The 19,133-nt window shown below is 74.9% G+C and carries 22 protein-coding genes; 10 read left to right on the top strand and 12 right to left on the bottom strand.

Translation table 11 applies throughout. From position 1 onward, the window contains the following. Positions 1–30: 30 nt before the first annotated feature. Complete coding sequence (locus JOE43_RS06315) at positions 31–636, bottom strand: class I SAM-dependent methyltransferase (protein WP_307803263.1); 606 nt, start codon at positions 634–636, stop codon at positions 31–33. 243 nt (positions 637–879) lie between these two features. On the opposite strand from JOE43_RS06315, the gene JOE43_RS06310 reads away from it, so the two are divergent. Continuing rightward, positions 880–1,311, top strand: a complete 432-nt coding sequence (locus JOE43_RS06310) for a BLUF domain-containing protein (protein ID WP_056052452.1) — start codon at positions 880–882, stop codon at positions 1,309–1,311. Positions 1,312–1,360: 49 nt separating this feature from the next. On the opposite strand, the gene JOE43_RS06305 is transcribed toward JOE43_RS06310, so the two are convergent. The 4 genes from JOE43_RS06305 to JOE43_RS06290 all read right to left on the bottom strand — a co-directional run bounded on the left by JOE43_RS06305 (position 1,361) and on the right by JOE43_RS06290 (position 4,630). Further along, positions 1,361–1,981, bottom strand: a complete 621-nt coding sequence (locus JOE43_RS06305; protein WP_056052449.1) for a maltose acetyltransferase domain-containing protein — start codon at positions 1,979–1,981, stop codon at positions 1,361–1,363. Between the two features lie 9 nt (positions 1,982–1,990). Further along, positions 1,991–3,301, bottom strand: a complete 1,311-nt coding sequence (nhaA, locus tag JOE43_RS06300) for a Na+/H+ antiporter NhaA (protein WP_209515926.1) — start codon at positions 3,299–3,301, stop codon at positions 1,991–1,993. A gap of 71 nt (positions 3,302–3,372) precedes the next feature. Next, positions 3,373–3,543, bottom strand: coding sequence for a hypothetical protein (locus JOE43_RS06295; RefSeq protein WP_209515923.1), 171 nt, complete (start codon positions 3,541–3,543; stop codon positions 3,373–3,375). A gap of 22 nt (positions 3,544–3,565) precedes the next feature. Then, complete coding sequence (locus JOE43_RS06290; protein WP_209515920.1) at positions 3,566–4,630, bottom strand: spore photoproduct lyase family protein; 1,065 nt, start codon at positions 4,628–4,630, stop codon at positions 3,566–3,568. Between the two features lie 40 nt (positions 4,631–4,670). Here JOE43_RS06290 and JOE43_RS06285 point away from each other — a divergent pair, with 40 nt between their 5' ends. The 8 genes from JOE43_RS06285 to JOE43_RS06250 all read left to right on the top strand — a co-directional run bounded on the left by JOE43_RS06285 (position 4,671) and on the right by JOE43_RS06250 (position 12,039). Further along, complete coding sequence (locus tag JOE43_RS06285) at positions 4,671–5,276, top strand: ArsR family transcriptional regulator (protein WP_209515917.1); 606 nt, start codon at positions 4,671–4,673, stop codon at positions 5,274–5,276. A gap of 107 nt (positions 5,277–5,383) precedes the next feature. After that, on the top strand, positions 5,384–5,740 hold the full coding sequence (locus JOE43_RS06280; protein ID WP_209515914.1) for a hypothetical protein: 357 nt from the start codon (positions 5,384–5,386) through the stop codon (positions 5,738–5,740). Between the two features lie 183 nt (positions 5,741–5,923). Further along, positions 5,924–6,952 (top strand): iron-siderophore ABC transporter substrate-binding protein, encoded by a 1,029-nt coding sequence (locus JOE43_RS06275; RefSeq protein ID WP_209515911.1) that lies wholly within the window; start codon positions 5,924–5,926, stop codon positions 6,950–6,952. Then, on the top strand, positions 6,952–7,995 hold the full coding sequence (locus tag JOE43_RS06270; RefSeq protein WP_209515907.1) for an iron ABC transporter permease: 1,044 nt from the start codon (positions 6,952–6,954) through the stop codon (positions 7,993–7,995). The genes JOE43_RS06275 and JOE43_RS06270 overlap by 1 nt, the downstream gene beginning before the upstream one ends. Beyond that, positions 7,992–9,110 (top strand): iron ABC transporter permease, encoded by a 1,119-nt coding sequence (locus tag JOE43_RS06265; RefSeq protein WP_307803262.1) that lies wholly within the window; start codon positions 7,992–7,994, stop codon positions 9,108–9,110. The genes JOE43_RS06270 and JOE43_RS06265 overlap by 4 nt, the downstream gene beginning before the upstream one ends. Further along, positions 9,107–9,943: an ABC transporter ATP-binding protein gene (locus JOE43_RS06260; protein ID WP_209515903.1), complete on the top strand. Its 837-nt coding sequence runs from the start codon at positions 9,107–9,109 to the stop codon at positions 9,941–9,943. Before JOE43_RS06265 ends, JOE43_RS06260 begins: the two co-directional genes overlap by 4 nt. Positions 9,944–9,991: 48 nt before the next feature. Next, the gene (locus JOE43_RS06255; RefSeq protein ID WP_209515900.1) at positions 9,992–10,759 is read left to right on the top strand and encodes an ABC transporter ATP-binding protein; all 768 of its coding nucleotides are present in this window, start codon (positions 9,992–9,994) and stop codon (positions 10,757–10,759) included. Beyond that, positions 10,756–12,039: a hypothetical protein gene (locus tag JOE43_RS06250; protein ID WP_209515897.1), complete on the top strand. Its 1,284-nt coding sequence runs from the start codon at positions 10,756–10,758 to the stop codon at positions 12,037–12,039. Before JOE43_RS06255 ends, JOE43_RS06250 begins: the two co-directional genes overlap by 4 nt. A gap of 95 nt (positions 12,040–12,134) precedes the next feature. Here the strand turns inward: JOE43_RS06250 and aztD are convergent, their stop codons facing one another. The 4 genes from aztD to aztB are packed head-to-tail and all read right to left on the bottom strand — an operon-like array spanning position 12,135 to position 16,597. Further along, a complete protein-coding gene (gene aztD / locus JOE43_RS06245) occupies positions 12,135–13,400 on the bottom strand; it encodes a zinc metallochaperone AztD (RefSeq protein WP_209515895.1) in 1,266 nt (421 codons plus the stop codon). Between the two features lie 28 nt (positions 13,401–13,428). Continuing rightward, the gene (gene aztC, locus JOE43_RS06240; RefSeq protein WP_209519096.1) at positions 13,429–14,358 is read right to left on the bottom strand and encodes a zinc ABC transporter substrate-binding protein AztC; all 930 of its coding nucleotides are present in this window, start codon (positions 14,356–14,358) and stop codon (positions 13,429–13,431) included. Between the two features lie 5 nt (positions 14,359–14,363). Then, positions 14,364–15,707: an ABC transporter gene (locus tag JOE43_RS06235; RefSeq protein ID WP_209515892.1), complete on the bottom strand. Its 1,344-nt coding sequence runs from the start codon at positions 15,705–15,707 to the stop codon at positions 14,364–14,366. Beyond that, a complete protein-coding gene (aztB, locus tag JOE43_RS06230) occupies positions 15,704–16,597 on the bottom strand; it encodes a zinc ABC transporter permease AztB (protein WP_245187396.1) in 894 nt (297 codons plus the stop codon). The genes JOE43_RS06235 and aztB overlap by 4 nt, the downstream gene beginning before the upstream one ends. Positions 16,598–16,642: 45 nt before the next feature. Here aztB and aztA point away from each other — a divergent pair, with 45 nt between their 5' ends. After that, a complete protein-coding gene (gene aztA, locus JOE43_RS06225; protein ID WP_307803261.1) occupies positions 16,643–17,338 on the top strand; it encodes a zinc ABC transporter ATP-binding protein AztA in 696 nt (231 codons plus the stop codon). 110 nt (positions 17,339–17,448) lie between these two features. On the opposite strand, the gene JOE43_RS06220 is transcribed toward aztA, so the two are convergent. The 3 genes from JOE43_RS06220 to JOE43_RS06210 all read right to left on the bottom strand — a co-directional run bounded on the left by JOE43_RS06220 (position 17,449) and on the right by JOE43_RS06210 (position 19,097). Further along, the gene (locus JOE43_RS06220; RefSeq protein WP_209515876.1) at positions 17,449–18,243 is read right to left on the bottom strand and encodes an SDR family NAD(P)-dependent oxidoreductase; all 795 of its coding nucleotides are present in this window, start codon (positions 18,241–18,243) and stop codon (positions 17,449–17,451) included. A 102-nt stretch (positions 18,244–18,345) separates the two neighbouring features. Continuing rightward, positions 18,346–18,645: a transcriptional regulator gene (locus JOE43_RS06215; protein WP_056052422.1), complete on the bottom strand. Its 300-nt coding sequence runs from the start codon at positions 18,643–18,645 to the stop codon at positions 18,346–18,348. Next, positions 18,642–19,097, bottom strand: a complete 456-nt coding sequence (locus JOE43_RS06210; RefSeq protein ID WP_209515873.1) for a hypothetical protein — start codon at positions 19,095–19,097, stop codon at positions 18,642–18,644. The genes JOE43_RS06215 and JOE43_RS06210 overlap by 4 nt, the downstream gene beginning before the upstream one ends. Positions 19,098–19,133 lie beyond the last annotated feature (36 nt).

Genomic DNA, 19,133 nt, shown 5'->3' with positions numbered 1-19,133 from the left:
GGGAGGCGCGGCGAGAGCCGCACTGACGCCTCAGCCCCGCGAGCGGGCCAGCACCGCACCGTGGGGCCGCGGACCCTCCGGCGAGCCCGTCCGGGTGTGCGTCTCGACGACCTCGAAGCCCGCCGCGCCGAGCTCGTCGGCGAGCCAGCCGACCGGCCAGCGCCAGGCGGTCACGACTGCGTGGTCGAACGTCTCCAGCTCGTCGCCGACGAAGAAGCCGACGAGCAGCCGCCCGCCGGGGCGGAGGGCCCGGGCGAACTCGGCGAGCGCGCGGCCCACCGCCGCGGGCTCGTGGTGGATCAGCGAGTACCAGGCCAGGACTCCCCCGAGCGTCCCCGCCCCGTCGGGCAGGGCGTCGACGCTCGCGACCGTGAAGGGCACGGCGGGGTGGGCGGCGCGGGCGTGCTCGACGAAGGCCGGCACCTGGTCGACGCCCCGGGCGTCGGCGCCGAGCCCGGCGAGGTGGGCGGTCCAGTGCCCGGGCCCGCACCCGGCGTCGAGCAGGGGCCCGTCGACGTCGGCGGCCCAGGCCTGCACCAGCTGGCGGTCGGACGGGTGCACGGACGACATCGACCCGAGGTGCTCGACGTACTCGCCGGCTCGGAGCGAGTACGCGTGCTCGACGTCGGAGGTCACGCGGGGAGCCTACGAGGAGGCGCGGCGCAGCGGAGCGCGATGGCCGGGCCCCCGAGCAGCACGGTCCAGGAACGCTGATCCACTCCGGAGTGGATCAGCGTTCCTGGACCACGACTCCCGCTCGTCGCACGTCGTCGCGCCCCGCCACGCCTCCGGTGCGCTCCTGGCACGCCCCAGATCGGGGTGTGGCACCGGGTGCCGGGATGGGGCAGGCTCGGTGAGCACCTCTCTCGGAAGGACCCCGTGCTCTCGCTCGTCTACACCAGTGCCGCCCGCACCCCGTTCTCGGACGGCGACCTGGCCACCCTGCTGATGAACAGCCGCGCCAACAACCGTCGCCTGGGGCTCTCGGGCTTCCTCATGCACAAGCAGGGTCGGTTCGTCCAGGTGCTCGAGGGGCCCGAGGAGGCCGTCCAGCAGCGCTACGCGCTCATCGCCGCCGACCCCCGGCACACCGACCTCGACGTCCTGCTCCGCGAGACCATCGACGAGCGCCGCTTCGGCGCGTGGACGATGGGCTACCGCGCCACGACCGACACCCTCGTCGACGAGATCCCGGGCTACGCCGACGTGTCGGGCGCCTCGCTCGACGTCGCGCGCTCGCGCCCGGACCTCGAGCCGTCGGTTCGGTCGCTGCTCGACTGGTTCCGCGCCCCGCTGCCGGCTGGCGCCTGAGGCCCGACCCGCGACTCCTCGGGAGCCCTGCTCCCCCGGGCTGCCTGCCTCAGAGCGAGCGCGGCTCGCGCCAGCGGTGGTCGCGGTCGGCGTCGGTGACCTCACGGAGGACCCTGGCCGGCACTCCCCCGACGACGACCATCGGCGGCACGTGGGCCGTGACGACCGCCCCGGCCGCGACGACCGAGCCGGCGCCGACCGTCACGCCGGGCAGGATGACCGCGCCCGCGCCGACCCAGACGTCGTCGCCGAGGTGGACCGGCGCCGAGAACTGGCTGCCGTCGCGCCGCACCTCGGGGTGCACCGGGTGCCCGGTGGTGCTGATGGTCACGTTCGGCGCGATCATCACCCGGTCGCCGACCACGACGGCCACGTCGTCGACCACGGTCAGGCCGAAGTTCACGTAGACCTCGTCGCCGAGCACGACGTTGTCGCCGTAGGCCACGTGCAGCGGGGGCTCGACCCAGACCCCGGTGCCGACCGAGCCGAGCATCTCGTCGAGGATCTCGCGGCGACGCTCGGTCTCCCGAGGCCGCGTCGCGTTGTAGTCGTACGCGAGCTCCTTGCCGCGCACGCGCCGCTCGGCGAGGTCCTCCAGGCCCGGGCCCCCGTCGGTGTACAGCTCGTGGGCCGCCATCCGGCGGCGGACGTCGTCGTCGCGCTCGTTCATCGGGCCAGGCTACGGGGCGGTGACGCCCTGCTCGGTCCGGTGGCGCTCGTGCCAGCGGCCGCGCGCCGACAGCACGACGCCGCCGAGCACGGCTGAGATGAGCGACCCGACGAGCACGCCGACCTTGACCACGTCGTCCTGCTCGCTGCCGGTGCCGTAGGCGAGCTCGCCGACGAGCAACGAGACGGTGAACCCGATGCCCGCGACGAGCGAGAGGCCGACGACGTCGGGCCAGCGGAGGCTCGGGTCGAGCTTGATGCCGGGGAGGCGCGTCACCAGCAGCGAGGCCCCGGTGATGCCGACCGACTTGCCCACCACGAGGGCGACGACGATGCCGATCGCGACGCTGTCGCGGAGCGACTCGGTGAGGCCCGAGAAGCCGCCCACCGAGACACCCGCCGAGAAGAAGGCGAAGATCGGCACGGCGACGCCCGACGAGATCGGGCTCCAGCGCTCGGCGAAGTGGTGCGTGAGCGCGTGGCGCTCCTCGTGGCCGTCGGCGTCGACGTGCGTCACGCCGGCCCGCCGGGTGGCGATCGCCGGCACGAGGAGGCCCAGTGCGACGCCCGCGATCGTGGCGTGGATGCCCGACGCGTGCACGAGGGCCCACGCGACGACGCCGAGCGGGATGAGCAGCCACCACGAGCGGACCCCGCGGCGCACGAGCACGGCGAAGGCGGCGAGCGGCAGCAGGGCGAGCAGGAGCGGCACGACCGCGATGCCCGCCGTGTAGAAGATCGCGATGATCGTGATGGCGATGAGGTCGTCCACCACGGCCAGGGTGAGCAGGAAGGTGCGGAGGGCCGGCGGCAGCTTCTTGCCCACGACCGCGACGACGGCCACCGCGAAGGCGATGTCGGTGGCGGCGGGGATGGCCCAGCCCTGCAGCGCGTCGGGCCCCGCCCCTATGTTGATCGCGGTGAAGATCAGCGCCGGCAGGGCGACGCCGCCCACGGCCGCGGCGATCGGCAGGGTGGCGACGCGGGGGTCGCGCAGCGAGCCGGCGACGAACTCCTGCTTTAGCTCGAGGCCGACGACGAAGAAGAAGATCGCGAGCAGGCCGTCGGCGGCCCAGGTGCCGACGCTGAGGTGGAGGTGCAGCGCCTCCGGACCGAAGGTGGTGTCACGGACCTGCGCGTAGAACGAGCCGGCCGGGCTGTTCGCGATGACCAGGGCGAGCACGGTCGCCCCGAGCAGCAGCAGGCCGCCCGTGGTGTCACGGCTGACGAAGCGCGAGAGGCGCTGGGCCCGGGAGGCGGGCGCGGCCGAGGGCGAGGGCGGCGTCGGGGAGGCGGGGGCGGGCGTGGCGGAGTCGGGCACGGTGTCCTAGAGGGGTCGAGTCGAGCGGTGACGAGTCGGGGGCGACCTGCCGGGCTCGGGGGCCTGCAGGTCTAGGCGCCTGGCGGCGGGCAGCCGGCGATCTCGCCGTGGGCGTTGCTGCCCCAGAGGCTCATCCAGCCGTTCGTGCCGCAGGTGCGCTTCGTCAGCACCAGGCGGTTGGGGAACGCCTGCGCCCGCACGCGCGCCCGGCGGCGCGACGAGGAGCACAGGGAGGCGGACACGACGACAAGGGTACCTCCCCGGTCAGAAGGCGTACCGGATGCGGCACCACGGCGCGACCTCGGCGACGAGCGCCGTGAGGGCGGCGACCCCCTGCGCCTTGAGGTCGTACCGGTAGCGCAGGTTCTCCGCCCCGTTCTCGGAGGTCTTGACCTCCTGGAGGTCGGGGCGCCAGATCAGCTCCTCGCCCTTCGGGTGCCAGCGCTCGTTCACCTCGTGCAGGGCGGCGTTGTGCGTCAGGAAGATCATCTCCGCCGCGGCCTGCTCCTTGGCCGCCGGCGACAGCACGTCGTCGACCTCCCGCAGCAGCTCGCGCCAGTCGTCGAGCCACCCCGGCGTCATGATCACCGGCGAGAAGTTGAGGTGCACCTCCCACCCCGCCGCGACGAAGTCGTTCACCGCGGCGATCCGCTCGCTCATCGGGCTCGTACGGAGGTCGGTGACCTTGGCGACCTCCGCCGGCATCAGCGAGAAACGGATGCGCGAGCGGCCCTGGGGGTCCCAGTCGAGCAGCTCGCGGTTGACGTACTTCGTGGCGAACGAGGCCTTGGCCGTCGGCGTCATGCGGAAGAGCTCGCAGACGTCACGCACGTTCTCGGCGAGCAGCGCGTCGACCGAACAGTCGCTGTTCTCGCCGATGTCGTAGACCCACGCCTCGGGGTCGCACTGGTTCGGCTCGGTCTTCGGGCCCTGCTTCCGCACGTGGCGCGCGAGGTGCCGCGAGATCTGCTCGACGTTCGTGAAGAGCGTGACGGGGTTGCTGTACCCCTTGCGCCGCGGCACGTAGCAGTAGACGCAGGCCATCGCGCAGCCGTTCGCCAGCGACGGGGCGATGAAGTCGGCCGAGCGCCCGTTCGGCCGGGTGACGACGCTCTTCTTGACGCCGAGCACGAGGGCCTCGGTCTTGATGCGCACCCACCGGCGCACGTTCGCCTCGTCGCCGTGCACCTCGGGGATGCGCCAGTGCGACTCGACCGGCACGACCGTGGCCTCGGGCCAGCGCCCGATGATCTCCTGCCCGCGGGGCGAGGCCGCCGCCTCGGGCTCGGCGTAGATGCGACGGACGTCGAGCAGCGGCGAGGGAGTCATCGCCCCTTGTCTACCCGCCACCTCCGACACGGACATTCCCATGTTCATGCAGAAAATGAATAGCATGATCCACATCATGAATAGGAACGACGGCACCCTCCCGATCTTCAAGACGGCAGCACAGGCTGCTGCGCTCGAAGCACTCCTGCTGAGCGATCGGCCGCTCTCGACGCGGGAGATCATCACGGCGACGGGCGCGAGCCAGCCGACCCTCCACCGCGAGCTCATGAGGCTCGTCGACGCAGGGCTGCTCGTACGCACCACGGTCGGCCGCAGCGCACTGTTCGCTCCTGACGAGGCGAACCCTGCCGTCGCGCCGCTGCGGACGCTCATCACCCTGTCGCGCGGCCCGCAGGCCCTGATCAGGACGGCACTCGCGGATGTCCCCGGCATCAGCCGGGCCCTCATCTTCGGGTCGTTCGCCGCGCGGTCCACGGGAGCCCCGGGAGCGGCGCCGGACGACATCGACCTGCTCATCGTCGGGAGCCCGGTCCGTCGCGATGTCTACGACGCCCTCGACCCGCTCGACCAGGCCCTGCGACGCGAGGTGAATGTGACATTCTTGAGCGATGACCGCTGGGACGCTGCTGAGGACGAGATCGTGACGAGGATCCTCGGCGAGCCGAGGCTGGAGCTGCTCCCGTGAGCTACGGGCAGGCCGATCTCGAAGCGATGGTCTCCGACGGAGACCTGGAGGCCTGTCCCGCCGATGCCGCGGGCGCGAGAGCGCTGCTGACCTAGGCCCGCCGACACGTGGAGACAGCGCGGTCGTTGTTCGACGACGACACGGAGATCGCCGCCGACGCCCTGCACGCCGGCAACAGGAAGGCGCTGGAGGCCGTGCTCCTCGACCGCGGTCTCAGATCCACCAAGAAGGGCGGGCACATCGCCCCTCGTCGAGCCGTCCAGTCGATGCTCGGCGGCGGGAGAGGGCTGCTGGGGGTCTACGACGTCGTCAGGCGCCTGCGGCACGAGGGCGACTACACGCTCACCGACCTCCACCCGGACGATGTCCGCGACAACCTCCAGGACTCCCTCGCCCTCGTCGACGCCTGCGAGAAGGTCGTCGGGATGATGCCGCCCTTCTCTGCGGGCCGTGCACGATCTTGACGATCACTCGACGCCGAACGACCGGCTTGCCGATCGCGGCGGGGCCACTGCTAAGGTAAGGCTCACCTAAGGCCGACCACGGGTCGCTCCGATCACGAGCACCCCTCCGACGCGGCGTGCTCCCGAGCACGCCCTCCCGGAGCGTCGAGCCGGGCCCCTGCACCCGTCCCCGGAAGGACCCCCATGCCCCGCACCACGCGCCTGCTCGCGATCAGCGCAGCGTCCGCCCTCGCCCTCGGCCTCGCCGGGTGCTCCGCCGACGCCGGTGACTCGACCGACGCCTCCTCGGAGTCGTCCGGGTTCACGCCGATCACGATCGAGCACGCCCTCGGCACGACGACGATCGAGACGAAGCCCGAGCGCGTGGCCACGGTCGCCTGGGCGAACCACGAGGTGCCGCTGGCCCTCGGCGTCGTGCCCGTCGGCATGGCCGCCGCGAACTTCGGCGACGACGACGGCGACGGCCTGCTGCCCTGGGTCGAGGAGAAGCTCACCGAGCTCGACGCCGAGACCCCCGTGCTCTTCGACGAGACCGACGGCATCGACTTCGAGGCCGTGGCCGACACCGACCCCGACGTCATCCTCGCCGCGTACTCGGGCCTGACGCAGGAGGACTACGACACCCTCAGCGAGATCGCGCCCGTCGTCGCCTACCCCGAGACCGCGTGGGGCACCGCCTGGCGCGACATGATCGAGCTCAACAGCGAGGCCATGGGCATGGCCGACGAGGGCGAGCAGCTGGTCAGCGACCTCGAGTCCGAGATCAGCGACACCGCCGACGCCCACCCCGAGCTCGCCGGCACCTCGGCGATGTTCCTCACCCACGTCGACACCGGCGACCTCAGCGAGGTCAGCTTCTACACGACGCACGACACCCGCGTGCAGTTCTTCGACGACCTCGGCCTCGAGCAGCCCGGCAGCATCACCGAGGCGAGCGACGCGACCGAGCTGTTCTCGCTGACGCAGAGCGCCGAGCAGGCCGACGCGTTCGACGACGTCGACGTTATCGTCACCTACGGCGACGAGACCCTCGTCGACGCGCTCGAGGCCGACCCCGTGCTCTCGCAGATGCCCGCGGTGAAGAACGGCGCCATCGTCGCCCTGCCCGGCACCACCCCGCTCGGCACGGCCGCCAACCCGACGCCGCTGTCGATCTCGTGGATCCTCGACGACTACGTCGACCTCCTCTCGCAGGCCGCCGCGAAGTCGTAGTGACCACAGCCCCCCCGCTGCCCGCCGCGGGTGTCGCCGTCGTGCGACGCCCGCGGCGTCTGCGCGCCGTCTGGCTGCTCGTGCTGGTGGCCGTGCTGGTCGGCGTGGTGCTGCTCAGCGTGACGGTCGGCTCGCGCGACGTGTCGCTCGCCGACGTGTGGGCGGCCCTCGGCGGCGCGACCGACGGCTTCGACCGCGCGTCGGTCGCGAAGCGGGTGCCGCGCACCGTCCTCGCCGTCGCGGCGGGCGCGGCCCTCGCCGTCTCCGGCGCCGTGATGCAGGGCGTGACGCGCAACCCCCTGGCCGACCCGGGGATCCTCGGGGTCAACACCGGCGCCTCCCTCGCCGTCGTCGCGGGCATCGCGTTCTTCGGCCTCAGCGCCTCGACCACGACGATCTGGGTCGCCGTCGCGGGCGCCGGCGCCACGGCGCTGGTCGTCTACGCGATCGGCTCGCTCGGCCGGGGCGGGGCGACGCCGCTCAAGCTCGCGCTCGCCGGCGCGGCCACCTCGGCGGCCCTGGCCTCGTTCATCACCGCGATCGCGCTGCCCCGCGGCGACATCGCGTCGAGCATCCGCTCGTGGCAGATCGGCGGGGTCGGCGGCGGCACCTGGGCGAGCCTCGAGCAGGTCGCGCCCTTCCTGGTGGTGGGCGTCGTCGTCTGCCTGCTCTCGGCCAAGGCCCTCAACTCCCTCGCCCTCGGCGACGACCTCGCGGCAGGCCTCGGCGAGCGCGTCGCCGTCGCCCGCGGGGCCGCCGCGCTCGGCGCCGTCGTGCTCTGCGGGGCGGCCACCGCCGTCACCGGCCCGATCGGCTTCGTCGGCCTCGTCGTGCCGCACGCCTGCCGGCTGCTCACCGGCGTCGACCACCGCTGGCTGCTGCCCTTCTCGGCCGTGGCCGGCGCCGTGCTGCTCACGGGCGCCGACGTCGTCGGCCGCGTCGTCGCCCGCCCGGCCGAGATCGACGTCGGGATCGTCACCGCGCTGATCGGAGCGCCCGTGTTCATCTGGATCGTCCGTCGCTCGAAGGTGAGGGCCCTGTGAGCGCGCCGACCGACCTCCGGGCGTCGGCGCCCGTGCCGCCCGGCGGCCCCGGCGGCGAGCCCGCCCGCCCCGGCTCGAGCCGCCTCGACGCCGTCGCCGCCTCGGTCGCCGCGGGCCGTGCCCGGCGGGGCCGCCGACGCCGCGCCGTCGTCGGCGTGCTCGTGGCCGCCCTCGTCGTCGTCTTCGTGCTGAGCCTCATGGTCGGCCGCACCTTCTACGGCCCCGGCGAGGTGCTCGGCGTGGTGCTCAGGCAGGACGTGCCCGGCGCGACCTTCACGGTGGGCCGCCTCCGCCTCCCCCGCGCGGTGCTCGCCGTGGCCGCGGGCCTCTGCTTCGGCCTCGGCGGCGTGACCTTCCAGACCATGCTCCGCAACCCGCTCGCGAGCCCCGACATCATCGGCATCAGCTCGGGGGCCAGCGCGGCCGCCGCGTTCGCCATCGTGACGCTGTCGCTCGACGACGGCCAGGTCTCGGCCTTCGCCATCGCCGCCGGCCTCGCGGTCGCGGTGCTGGTCTACCTGCTGTCGAAGCGCGGCGGGGTCGCGGGCACGCGGCTCGTGCTCGTCGGCATCGGCGTCGCCGCGATGCTCGACAGCCTGACGGCGTACGTGCTGTCGAACGCGGCGCAGTGGGACCTGCAGGAGGCGACCCGCTGGCTCACCGGCAGCCTCAACGGCAGCAGCTGGCCCCAGGTCGTGCCCGTGCTCGTGGCCCTCGTCGTGCTGACGCCGCTGCTGCTCAGCCGCTCACGCGACCTCGCGGCCACGCAGCTCGGCGACGACGCCGCGTCGGCGCTCGGCGTCCGGGTCGACCGCACCCGCCTCGTCGTCATCGTCGCCGCCGTCGGGCTCATCTCGTTCGCGACGGCCGCCTGCGGCCCGATCGCCTTCGTCGCCTTCCTCAGCGGCCCCATCGCGGCGCGCCTCGTGGGGCCGAGCGGGTCGCTGCTCGTGCCGTCGGCGCTCGTCGGCGCCCTGCTCGTGCTCGTCGCCGACGTCGTCGGGCAGTACGCGCTCGGCACGCGCTTCCCCGTCGGGGTCGTCACCGGCGTGCTCGGCGCGCCGTACCTGATCTGGCTCATCGTCCGCACCAACCGATCGGGAGGCTCCCTGTGACCGCCGACCACACGCTCGACGCCGAGCACCTCACCCTCGGCTACGGCGAGCTCACCGTCGTCGACGACCTCAGCCTCGTCGTGCCGCCCGGGCGCATCACCGCGATCGTCGGGGCCAACGCCTGCGGCAAGTCGACCCTGCTGAGGTCGATGTCGCGCCTCCTCAGGCCCCGGTCGGGGCAGGTCGTGCTCGACGGGCGCGAGGTGCACCGCACCCCGGCCCGCCAGCTCGCCCGCACCCTCGGCCTCCTGCCGCAGTCGCCCATCGCGCCGGAGGGCATCACCGTCGCCGACCTGGTCGGCCGCGGCCGCCACCCGCACCAGGGCCTCCTCTCGCGCTGGAGCAGCGACGACGACCGCGCCGTCGCCGAGGCGCTCGAGGCCACCGAGACGACCGCCCTCGCCGACCGCTCGGTCGACGAGCTCTCGGGCGGCCAGCGCCAGCGCGTCTGGATCGCGATGGCGCTCGCCCAGCAGACCGACGTCCTGCTGCTCGACGAGCCGACGACCTTCCTCGACGTCAGCCACCAGGTCGAGGTGCTCGACCTCCTGACCGACCTCAACCGTCGCCGCGGCACGACGATCGTCATGGTGCTGCACGACCTCAACCTGGCGGCGCGCTACGCCGACCACCTCGTCGCCCTGGCCGCGGGCCGGGTGCACGCCGCGGGCACCCCCGCCGAGGTGCTGACGGAGGACTGCGTCCGCGCCGTCTTCGGGCTCGACAGCCGCGTGGTCGCCGACCCCACGACGGGCGCGCCGATGATGCTCCCGCTCGGGCGGCACCACGTCGTGGCCGAGCCGACGCCGGGGGGCCAGCCCTCCCCCAGGTGACATGTCGCATGCTGGTCTGTGGCCCCGCCCCCGACGAGAGAAGACCCCATGCCCCCGCTCCTGGTCGCCCAGCAGCTCACGAAGCACCACGCAGCCCCCGACGGGCGGTCGAGCACCGCCCTCGACCGCGTGACCCTGGCCGTCGAGCCCGGCGAGCTCGTCACCGTCGTCGGCCCGAGCGGGTCGGGCAAGTCGACGCTGCTGCAGTGCCTCTCCGGCCTCGACGCCCCGACGAGCGGCCGGGTCACGGTCGCCGGCGTCGACCTCGCGTCGCTGGCCGGCGACGCCCTCGCCGCCTTCCGCCGGGCGCACCTCGGGGTCGTGTTCCAGTCGTACAACCTCATCCCGTCGCTGACCGCCGCGGAGGCGGTGGCCCTGCCCCTGCGCCTCGCCCGCCGTCGCGGCGACCGGTCGCGCCGCGGCGATCGTGACGCCAGGGCCCGTGTGCGGGCCGCGCTCGGCACCGTCGGGCTCGCCGACCTCGCCGACCGCCGCCCGAGCCAGCTCAGCGGGGGTCAGCAGCAGCGCGTCGCGATCGCCCGCACGCTGGTGACCGAGCCCGACGTGGTCTTCGCCGACGAGCCCACCGGCGCGCTCGACACGGAGTCGGGGCGGGCCGTGCTCGAGCTGCTCCGCGGAGCGGCGGCCGGCGACCGCTCCGTGGTGATGGTGACGCACGACCTCGAGGCCGCCGCGCTCGGCGACCGCGTGCTCGTGCTGCGCGACGGCCGTCTGCACCGCGAGCTCCGCGGCGCCACGCCCGCCGGGGTGCTCGCGGCCGTCGCCGACGCCGCCGTCGAACAGGGCGACCGGTGATCGCGCGCCTGGTGCTCGGCGACCTGGTCGCCAGCTGGCGGCTCTGGGCCGCCTCCTGGGCCGTCATGACCGCCGGGGCGCTCGTCGCCCTCGTCTGCGCCGCCGACTTCTCGACGGCGGCGACCCTGGCCGACCCGGTCGACGCCGCGGGCCTGCGCAACCACGCGCTGGTCTTCTCGGCCATGAACGGGCTCGTCGTGCTCGTCGCGCTCACCGTGCTGGTGTCGTTCACCGTGCAGCTGCAGCGCCGCACCTACGCCCTCTGGCAGCTGTCGGGCGTCGGCCCCTCGCTCGTGCTGCGGGTGGTCGTGCTCCAGGCGCTGCTGCTCGCCGCCGTGTCGCTCGCGGTCGCCCTCGCCGGGCTGCCGTGGGTGCTCGACGGCGTGATGACCGTGCTGGCGTCGCCGCTGCGCTCCCCCGGGGCCCCGGCGCTGACGGCGACCCTCGGCGTGCCCGAGGCGCTGGTGGCCTCCGGGGCCTTCGCGGTCGTGGTCGTCGCCAGCGCCCTCGGCGCCGGGCGGTCGGCGGCGCGCACGCCCCTCCTCACCGCCGTCCGCGAGCCCGACCAGGAGGTCGCCCGGCCTCGTCGCGCGCGGCTCGTGACGACCGCGGTCACCGGCGCCGCGGCCCTCGCGCTCCTCGTGCTCAGCGCCCTCGGGGCGCAGGGCCCGTCCGCGCTCTTCCTCGTCCCGGCGATGGCCTCCGTCGTCGCGGGGTCGCCGTGGGCCGTGCCGTGGCTGCTCGAGCGGTGGACGAGGCTCGTGCCCTCCCGCTCCGACGCGTGGTTCCTCGCGCGGCGGTCGGCCCTCCACCACGCGTCGCGGTCGCAGGCGGCGGTGTCGCTGCTCGCCGTGACGGGCATGCTCGGCAGCCTGACCGGCCTCGCCGGCGTGTGGGACGACCCCGCCTACTACCTCAACGGCCTGGCCCTGTTCGGCACGCCCGTCGCGCTCGTGCTCGTCACCGGCGCCGCGACCGTCGCCATGACGACCCGCGGGCGGCGACGCGACACGGCCCTCCTGGTCGTCGGGGGCGGCACGGCCTCCCTCGCCCTCCGTGCCGCCGTGCTCGAGGCCCTCGTGGTCGTCGTCACCGCGGCCCTCGTGGTCGTCCCCGCGGCGGTCGTGTCGATCCCCGGCACGATCGGGTCGCCACTCGACACGCTCCGCCCCCTCCCGGCGGTGCTGCTGCTCGGCGCGGTCGTCATGGTCGCCGTGACCGTCGCCCCGGTGCTCTCGGCGCGGCGGGGGCCGGTCGTGCGGCACCTCGCCGACGCCTGAGGCGCGGGCGCTCCACGACGGACGACCCCGGGGAGGCGCGCTGCCGGTCGCACCGGCACCGCGCCTCCCCGGGGCGTCGGCTCGTCGCTCGGGCGTCAGCCCGTGACGACGGCGATCTCGTTCGGCGCGGCCGGCAGCTCGGCCGAGGCCAGCACCTCGCCGGTCGCCGCGTCGACGCGGTGGATCGAGCGCGTCGACGCGTCGGTCACGTACGCCGAGTCGCCGACCACGGTCAGGCTCGGGTGCGAGTCCTGCCACTCGACCGGGCCGACCCACGGGTCGATGACCGGCCACGAGTCGGTCGCCTCGCCGGTCTCGCCGTCGAGGCGGTGCAGCGCGCCGTCGGTGCCGAGCACGAGCACGTCGTCGTCGGCGGTGCGGGCGACGCCCTTCCAGGTGTACGCGACGCCCTCGGGCAGGTCGACGACGCTCGACGACTTCGCCGCGGTGTCGACCATCGTCAGCTGCGTGAGCTCGTAGCCCTCGGCGTCGGGGTCCGAGTTGTAGTCGCCGAACATCACCGGCGACGAGTCGGTGACGTACGCGTTGCCCGTGCGGCCGTAGGCGTCGGCGGCGGGCAGCTTCGTGAACGTGCCGTCGTCGTAGACGAGCACGCCGTCGCTGCAGCCGAAGACGGCGACCTCGTCGGCGGTGGTGCCCTCGCCGTGCACCGACGGGCACTCCTCGCTGCGCGCGGTCTCCTCGCGGTCGGCGTCGAGCGCCCGCACGCCGGTGCGGCCCTCGCTGTCGCCGATGGTGGTCAGCAGGGTGCCGTCCTCGAGCTCGATCGAGACGCCGTGGTGGGCCTCGGGCGCCGGGATCTGCTCCGTCTCGGGCAGCTCGCCGGTCGACGGGGCGTCGAGCAGGTCGGCGGTGTCGAAGACCGTCGTCTCGCCCGTGCCGTCGGAGAAGAGGATCGTCTTGTCACCGTGGCGCACCACGTGGCCGGGGGTCGGAGCGTCGAAGACGAGGTCGGTCAGCTCGGGCTCGGCGACGCGGTGCTCACCGTCGGCCGTGGTCCAGGCGCCCGTGTCGAGCACCTGGAAGCCGTCGGTGGTGGAGACGAGCACGTGGCGCCCGTCGCCGGACGAGTTGACGCGGTTGAAGCCGGCCAGCTCGATGTCGGCCCGCTGCTCGAGGGTGTCGGCGTCGAGCACGAGCAGCCCGCCGTCGTAGGTGAGGGCCACGCGGGGCTGCGCGGCGGAGGCGGTGGTGCCGCCGGCCTCGGAGCCCGCGCCGGCCTCGGCGTCGGTGCCCGCGCCTCCGGAGCAGGCGGTGAGGGCGAGGGCCGCGCCGGCCGTGAGCGCGAGCCCGGCCAGGCCTCGACGGCGTCGCGGGTGTCGCTGGTGTCGCTGGGTCATGGGGTCCTTCCTTCGGGGTGGCGGCCGGTCAGGGAGACAGGCCGTGCGAGATGAGCTGCTCGTTCGAGCGCATCATCTCGAGGTACGTGGCGGCGCCCCCGCCGGGGGCGCTGAGCGACTCGGTGTGCAGGGCGACGACCTCGACGTCGACGTCGGCCTCGTCGGCGAGCACCTGCACCAGCCGGTCGGGCTGGGACGAGTCGGCGAAGATCGTGGCGACCCCCGCCTCCTCGATCGCCTCGGTGAGGTCGGCGAGGTCGGAGGCGCTCGGCGCGGCCAGGGTCGTGCCGCTCGGCAGCACCGCCCCGACGACCCGGAAGCCCCAGCGCTCGGCGAGGTAGCCGAAGACGTGGTGGTTCGTCACGAGCGCGCGGCGCTCGGCCGGGATCGCCGCGAACGTCGCGGTCAGCTCGGCGTCGAGCGTCTCGAGCTCGGCCCGATACGAGGCGGTGGCGGCGGTCAGGCGGTCGACGTCGATCCCGTCGACCTCGGTCGCCAGCACGGGCTCGAGCCCGTCGACGACGTCGAGCACGCGCCCCGTGTCGGTCCAGAGGTGCGGGTCGGGCTCGCCCTCCGCGTCGCCGTCGACGTAGGCGAGCGGCTCGATCAGGTCGCCCGCTGCGACGACCGGCACGCCCGCCGCCCCCGCGGCGTCGACGTGCTGCTGCAGCCCCTCCTCGAGGCCGAGGCCGTTCGAGACGACGAGGTCGGCGTCGAGCATCTCGGCCGCCTCGCGGGCGGAGATCTCGACGGAGTGCGGGTCGGCGCCCGGGGGCATCAGGGTGACGACGTCGACCTGGTCGCCGACGAGCTCGCCGACGACGTCGCCGAGGACGTTCGTCGTCACGACGACGCGCGGCCGGTCGTCGGTGCCGGCGGCGCCCGTGCCGGCGGCCGTGCAGCCGGCGGCGGCGAGCAGGGCGCCCGCCGCGACGGCGGCGGCGAGGGCGGTGCGCACGGCGCTCATCGGCCCGTCTCCACCAGGAGGCTCGCCGGCAGGGCGAAGCTGCGCGCGACGCGGGCCGCGTCGGCGTGGTCGATCTCGTGCACCCGGCCGGTCGAGGGCGAGGCCACGTAGCTGCGCGAGGCGTCGACCTCGAGCCGCACGCCCTCGGGCAGGGCGCCGTCGACGAGGTCGCCGGCGAGCAGCGGCTCGGTCTGCGCCACGAGCCCGTCGGGCGACAGGACGACCACGCGCCCGGAGGCGTCGACCCCGACGACCGTGTCGTCGGGGTCGCCGACCGCGGTCGCACGCAGCAGCGGCTGGGGAGTCTCGATCAGGGTCCAGGCGCGGGCCCGGGCGTCGAGCAGCCAGGCGCCGCGGGTGCCGGCGACGGCCGCGAGGTCGGGTCGCCCGGGGCGCTGCTCGAACGCGGTCGCGACGTCGGCGGGGGCGGTGCCCGCGGGGTACGGGACGCGCTCGACCGCCGCGGACGCCCCGTCGTCGCCCTCGGTCACGAGCACGGCGCCGTCGGAGCAGCCCACGACGACGCCGACCCGGGTCGCGGCGGCGCCGCGCAGGTCGGGGCAGGAGGCGAGGGCGCCGTCGACCTCGTCGCCGTCGGCCGTGAGGACCCGGACGGCGTCGGCCACGTCCTCGCCGGCGGCGCCCGTCGCGGTGCTCGCGACCAGCAGGCCGCCGAGGGGCACGAGCACGCCCTCGGCACCGAGTCCCTCGACCCGCGCCCGCTCGTCGAGCTCGCCGTCGGCCAGCGCCTCGCCGTCGAGCACGACGCCCGTCCCCGAGCCGTCGAAGGCGACGGCCGTGAGCGAGGCGCTCGAGGCGATCCGCGCCTCCCCCGCTCCGTCGCCGCCGTCGATCTCGCCGGGCTCCGCGACGACGCGCGGGTCGGCCAGGTAGTAGTGGGAGTGGTCGCCGTGCGGCACCGTCCAGGCTCCGCCGTCGACGAGGGTCACGACGCCGTCGTCGGTCGACGCCAGGACGTACCGGCCGTCGGTGCCGAGCCGGGTCGCGTCGACGCCCGCGGCGAGGGTGACGCTCTGCTCGGTCGCGGGGTCGAGGGCGGTCAGGGCGCCGTCGGCGAGGGCGACGAGGCGGAGCTGCGGCTCCTGGAGCTCGTCGGCGCCCTCCACGAAGCCGTGGCCTGCCCCCGTGGTGGCGGTCGCGGCGGCGTCGGGGTCGGCGGCGTCGGCGTCGGTGTCGGTCGCGGGGCCGCTGCCGCACGCGGCGAGCGCGAGCGCGGACGCGACGGCCACGGGCAGGAGGAGGGCGCGGCGACGGGCGGTCGACGAGCGGGCGGGGCGGCGGGAGGGGCGGCGGGAGGGGCGGGCGGGGCGCGAGGTCACGGGTGGACCGTCTCCTTCGGGGTCGGGGCGGGCAGGGCGGTCGACGCGCCGTGCGCGTCGGAGGTGGAGGGGCGCCGGAGGCGCGTGGCCGTCGCGCGGACCGCCGCCGACACGGCCGTGAGGGCCACCGCGACGAACGCGATGCTCGCGCCGGCCGCCGTGGAGGCGTGCCAGGAGACGAGGAGCCCGACGACGACGGCGACGGCGCCGAGGGCGGCGGCGAGCAGCATGGTGGTCGGGATGCGGCGCATCCAGTGGCCGGCCGCGACCGCGGGGCCGAGCAGCAGGCCGACGACGAGCAGGCTGCCGACGGCCTGGTACGACGCCACCACGACGAGCGTGACCAGCCCGATGAGCACCACCTGGGCGAGCTGCGGCCGGAGGCCCGAGGTGCGCGCCACCCGGGGGTCGAAGGCGAGGGCGACGAACGGTCGGTGGAACGCGACGACGACCGCGACCGCGACGACGAGGGCGACGGCCAGGAAGACCAGGTCGCCGGCGTCGATCGCGAGCACGTCGCCGAAGAGCACGGCGGTGAGGTCGGTGGCGAACGACCGGGAGCGCGAGACGATCACGACGCCGAGGCTGAGCAGGGCGACGTAGAGCAGGCCGATGGCCGTGTCGGGCGAGACCCGCGAGCGGCGGGAGGCGATGCCCACCCCGGCGGTCATGACGCTCGCGCTGACGGCGGCGCCGAGCACCGGCGGCAGGCCGAGCAGGGCGGCGGTCGCGACACCGGGCAGCACCCCGTGAGCCATGGCCTCGCCGAGGAAGGCCGCGCCGCGGACGACGACCCAGGTGCCCACGACGCCGCACAGCGCGGCGACCAGCACGCCGCCGACGAGGGCGCGCAGCAGGAAGGCCGTGGAGAAGGGCTCGAGGAGGAACATCACTCGCCGACCCTACATGAAAACGATTCTCGTTATGATTCTCATGTGACCGTCTCCGATCTCGCCGCTGCCCCGCTCGACCCGACCCGCGCCTCCCCCGGCCTCGACGCCCCTCCCCTGGCCCGGCTGATCCGCGTGACGGCCCGGCACGACGGGGCCGTGGCGCTCGACGACGTGTCGGTCGACGTCGCGCGGGGGCGGTTGACCGTGCTCGTCGGGCCGAACGGCTCGGGCAAGTCGACGCTGCTGAGCGTGCTGGCCGGCACGCACGACGACCTGTCGGGCACCGTCGAGCGGCCCCGCGGGCGGACGACGGCGGTCGTGGTGCAGCGGAGCGCCGTCACCGACCGACTGCCGATCACGGTGCGCGAGACCGTGTCGATGGGGCGCTGGGCCGATCGCGGTGCCTGGCGCCCGCTGCGCCGGAGCGACCGCGCGATCGTCGACGAGAGCCTCGAGGCGCTCGACATCGTCGGGCTCGCCGGGCGGCCGCTCGCGAGCCTCTCGGGCGGTCAGCGCCAGCGCGCGCTGGTCGCGCAGGGGCTGGCTCGGCGGGCCGAGCTCCTGCTGCTCGACGAGCCGACCGCCGGGGTCGACGCGGCGGCGACGGCGGCGATCCGGCGGGCGGTCGACGCCGAGCTGGCCCGCGGGGCGACGGTCGTCGAGGCGACGCACGACGCGTCGCTGCGCGGGCCCGACGTGGCCGTCGTGCACCTGGTCGACGGGCGGCGCGTGCGCTGAGGCGCGGCGGCGTCGCCCGGACGTCGAGGTGACTCGTCCTGGGCCCTGACGCTCGTCGAGGCCACAGGACGGGTCACCTCGACGCCGCGCCGGCGCGCCGCGCCCGCGCCTCAGGGCAGGATCGAGTCGACGTACCCGCCGTCGACCCGCAGCGCCCCGCCCGTCGTGGCCGACGCGAGCGGCGAGGCGAGGTAGACGACCATGTTCGCGATCTCCTCCGGCTCGATCAGCCGCTGCAGCAGCGACTGCGGCCGGTGCTCGACCATGAAGCGGTGCTGCGCCTCCTCCCACGGCAGGTCGCGGGGCACGAGCTCGTAGACGAAGTCCTCGACGCCGTCGGTGTGGGTCGGCCCGGCGATGACCGAGTTGACGGTGACGCCGGTGCCCGCCGCCGCCTTCGCGAAGCCGCGCGACACGGCCAGCAGCGACGTCTTCGACATGCCGTAGTGGATCATCTCGACCGGCGTGACGATCGCCGAGTCGCTCGCGATGTTCAGCACGCGGCCCCAGCCGGCGCCCGTCATGCCGGGCAGGTAGAGGCGGGTCAGGCGCACGGCCGACAGCACGTTCACCTCGAAGTAGCGCCGCCACTCGTCGTCGTCGATCGAGAGCGGGTCGGCCGAGCCGAAGACGCCCAGGTTGTTGACGAGCACGTCGACCTCGGGCACGAGGCCCTGCACCGCGAGCGCGCCCTCCGCCGTCGAGACGTCACCGGGGGCGGCCGTGAAGGAGGCGCCCGGTGCGTCGTCGAGGAGCCCCGCGATCGCGTCGTCGACGCGGGAGGCGGTGCGCCCGTTCACCGCGACCGTCGCGCCCGAGCGGGCGAGGCCGAGCGCGATCGCGCGGCCGATGCCCTGGGTCGAGCCGGTCACGAGGGCGGTCTTGCCGGTCAGGTCGATCTGCACGGGCGTGGTCCTTCCGTCGGGGCGGCGAGGGCGCCGCCGCCCCATCGTGCACCCGCGGGCGGTCGAGGCGCGGCCGGGCGGGCGGGCCGCCGGGCGAGCGGCTCAGCCGGCGGCGATCTCGCGGAGGGTCGCCAGGTGCTCGGCCCACGCCGTGCGCCCCGCCGCGGTGAGCGACAGCGTCGTGCGCGGCCGCTTGCCGACGAAGCCTTTCTTGACCCTGACGAAACCGGCCGTCTCGAGCGTGCTGATCTGCTTGCTGAGGGCGGAGTCGGTCACCTGCACGGCGTCGCGCAGATCGCCGAAGTCGAGCTGGTCGGCGGCCGCCAGCGCGGCCGTGATCGAGAAGCGCACCGGCTGGTGCAGCACCTCGGAGAGGCGGAGTCGCGGGTGCGGATCGCTCATCGCCGGGCCTCCCGGGCCTCGACGGCCGCGAAGCCCACGGTGATCGCCATGAGGGCCCCGGCCAGCAGGCACGTCGCGACGACCGCCTCCCCCTGCGAGCCCGCGACGACGATCATCGCCGGCACGTAGACGACGAAGAGCGCGACGATGAAGCCGATCCAGCGGCGCGAGGCGCCGGCCGCGGTCGAGCGCATCACCGCGAGCTGGAAGACGATGACGACGAGCACCCACGCGAGGAGGCCGACGAGGGCGACGAGGTAGTTCGCGCCGGCCGTGAGGCCCATCGCGAGGGTGCCCATCGAGACGGCGGTGCCGAGCGAGAGCATCACGGCGACGGCGGGCCAGCCGGCGGCGGCGGTCGTGAGCCGGCCGGTCGCGTGGGCCTCGGCGAGCAGGCGGCGGGCCTCGTCGGGGCTGGGGGCGGAGGCGGAGGCGGGGATCTCGGTGCTCATGAGGGGCTCCTTCGGTGGTGGCCGGGCCTCGGTGCC

This window comes from Frigoribacterium sp. PvP121, from assembly GCF_017833115.1.
GTDB lineage: Bacteria > Actinomycetota > Actinomycetes > Actinomycetales > Microbacteriaceae > Frigoribacterium > Frigoribacterium endophyticum.
This window is presented reverse-complemented; position numbering and strand designations above follow the sequence as displayed.

Coding starts and splice junctions, on each gene's coding strand:
- JOE43_RS06305 (WP_056052449.1), bottom strand. CDS start 1,981: ATGAACGAGCGCGACGACGACGTCCGCCGCCGGATGGCGGCCCACGAG.
- JOE43_RS06290 (WP_209515920.1), bottom strand. CDS start 4,630: ATGACTCCCTCGCCGCTGCTCGACGTCCGTCGCATCTACGCCGAGCCC.
- JOE43_RS06285 (WP_209515917.1), top strand. CDS start 4,671: ATGTTCATGCAGAAAATGAATAGCATGATCCACATCATGAATAGGAAC.
- JOE43_RS06275 (WP_209515911.1), top strand. CDS start 5,924: ATGCCCCGCACCACGCGCCTGCTCGCGATCAGCGCAGCGTCCGCCCTC.
- JOE43_RS06255 (WP_209515900.1), top strand. CDS start 9,992: ATGCCCCCGCTCCTGGTCGCCCAGCAGCTCACGAAGCACCACGCAGCC.
- aztD (WP_209515895.1), bottom strand. CDS start 13,400: ATGACCCAGCGACACCAGCGACACCCGCGACGCCGTCGAGGCCTGGCC.
- aztB (WP_245187396.1), bottom strand. CDS start 16,597: ATGTTCCTCCTCGAGCCCTTCTCCACGGCCTTCCTGCTGCGCGCCCTC.
- JOE43_RS06215 (WP_056052422.1), bottom strand. CDS start 18,645: ATGAGCGATCCGCACCCGCGACTCCGCCTCTCCGAGGTGCTGCACCAG.
- JOE43_RS06210 (WP_209515873.1), bottom strand. CDS start 19,097: ATGAGCACCGAGATCCCCGCCTCCGCCTCCGCCCCCAGCCCCGACGAG.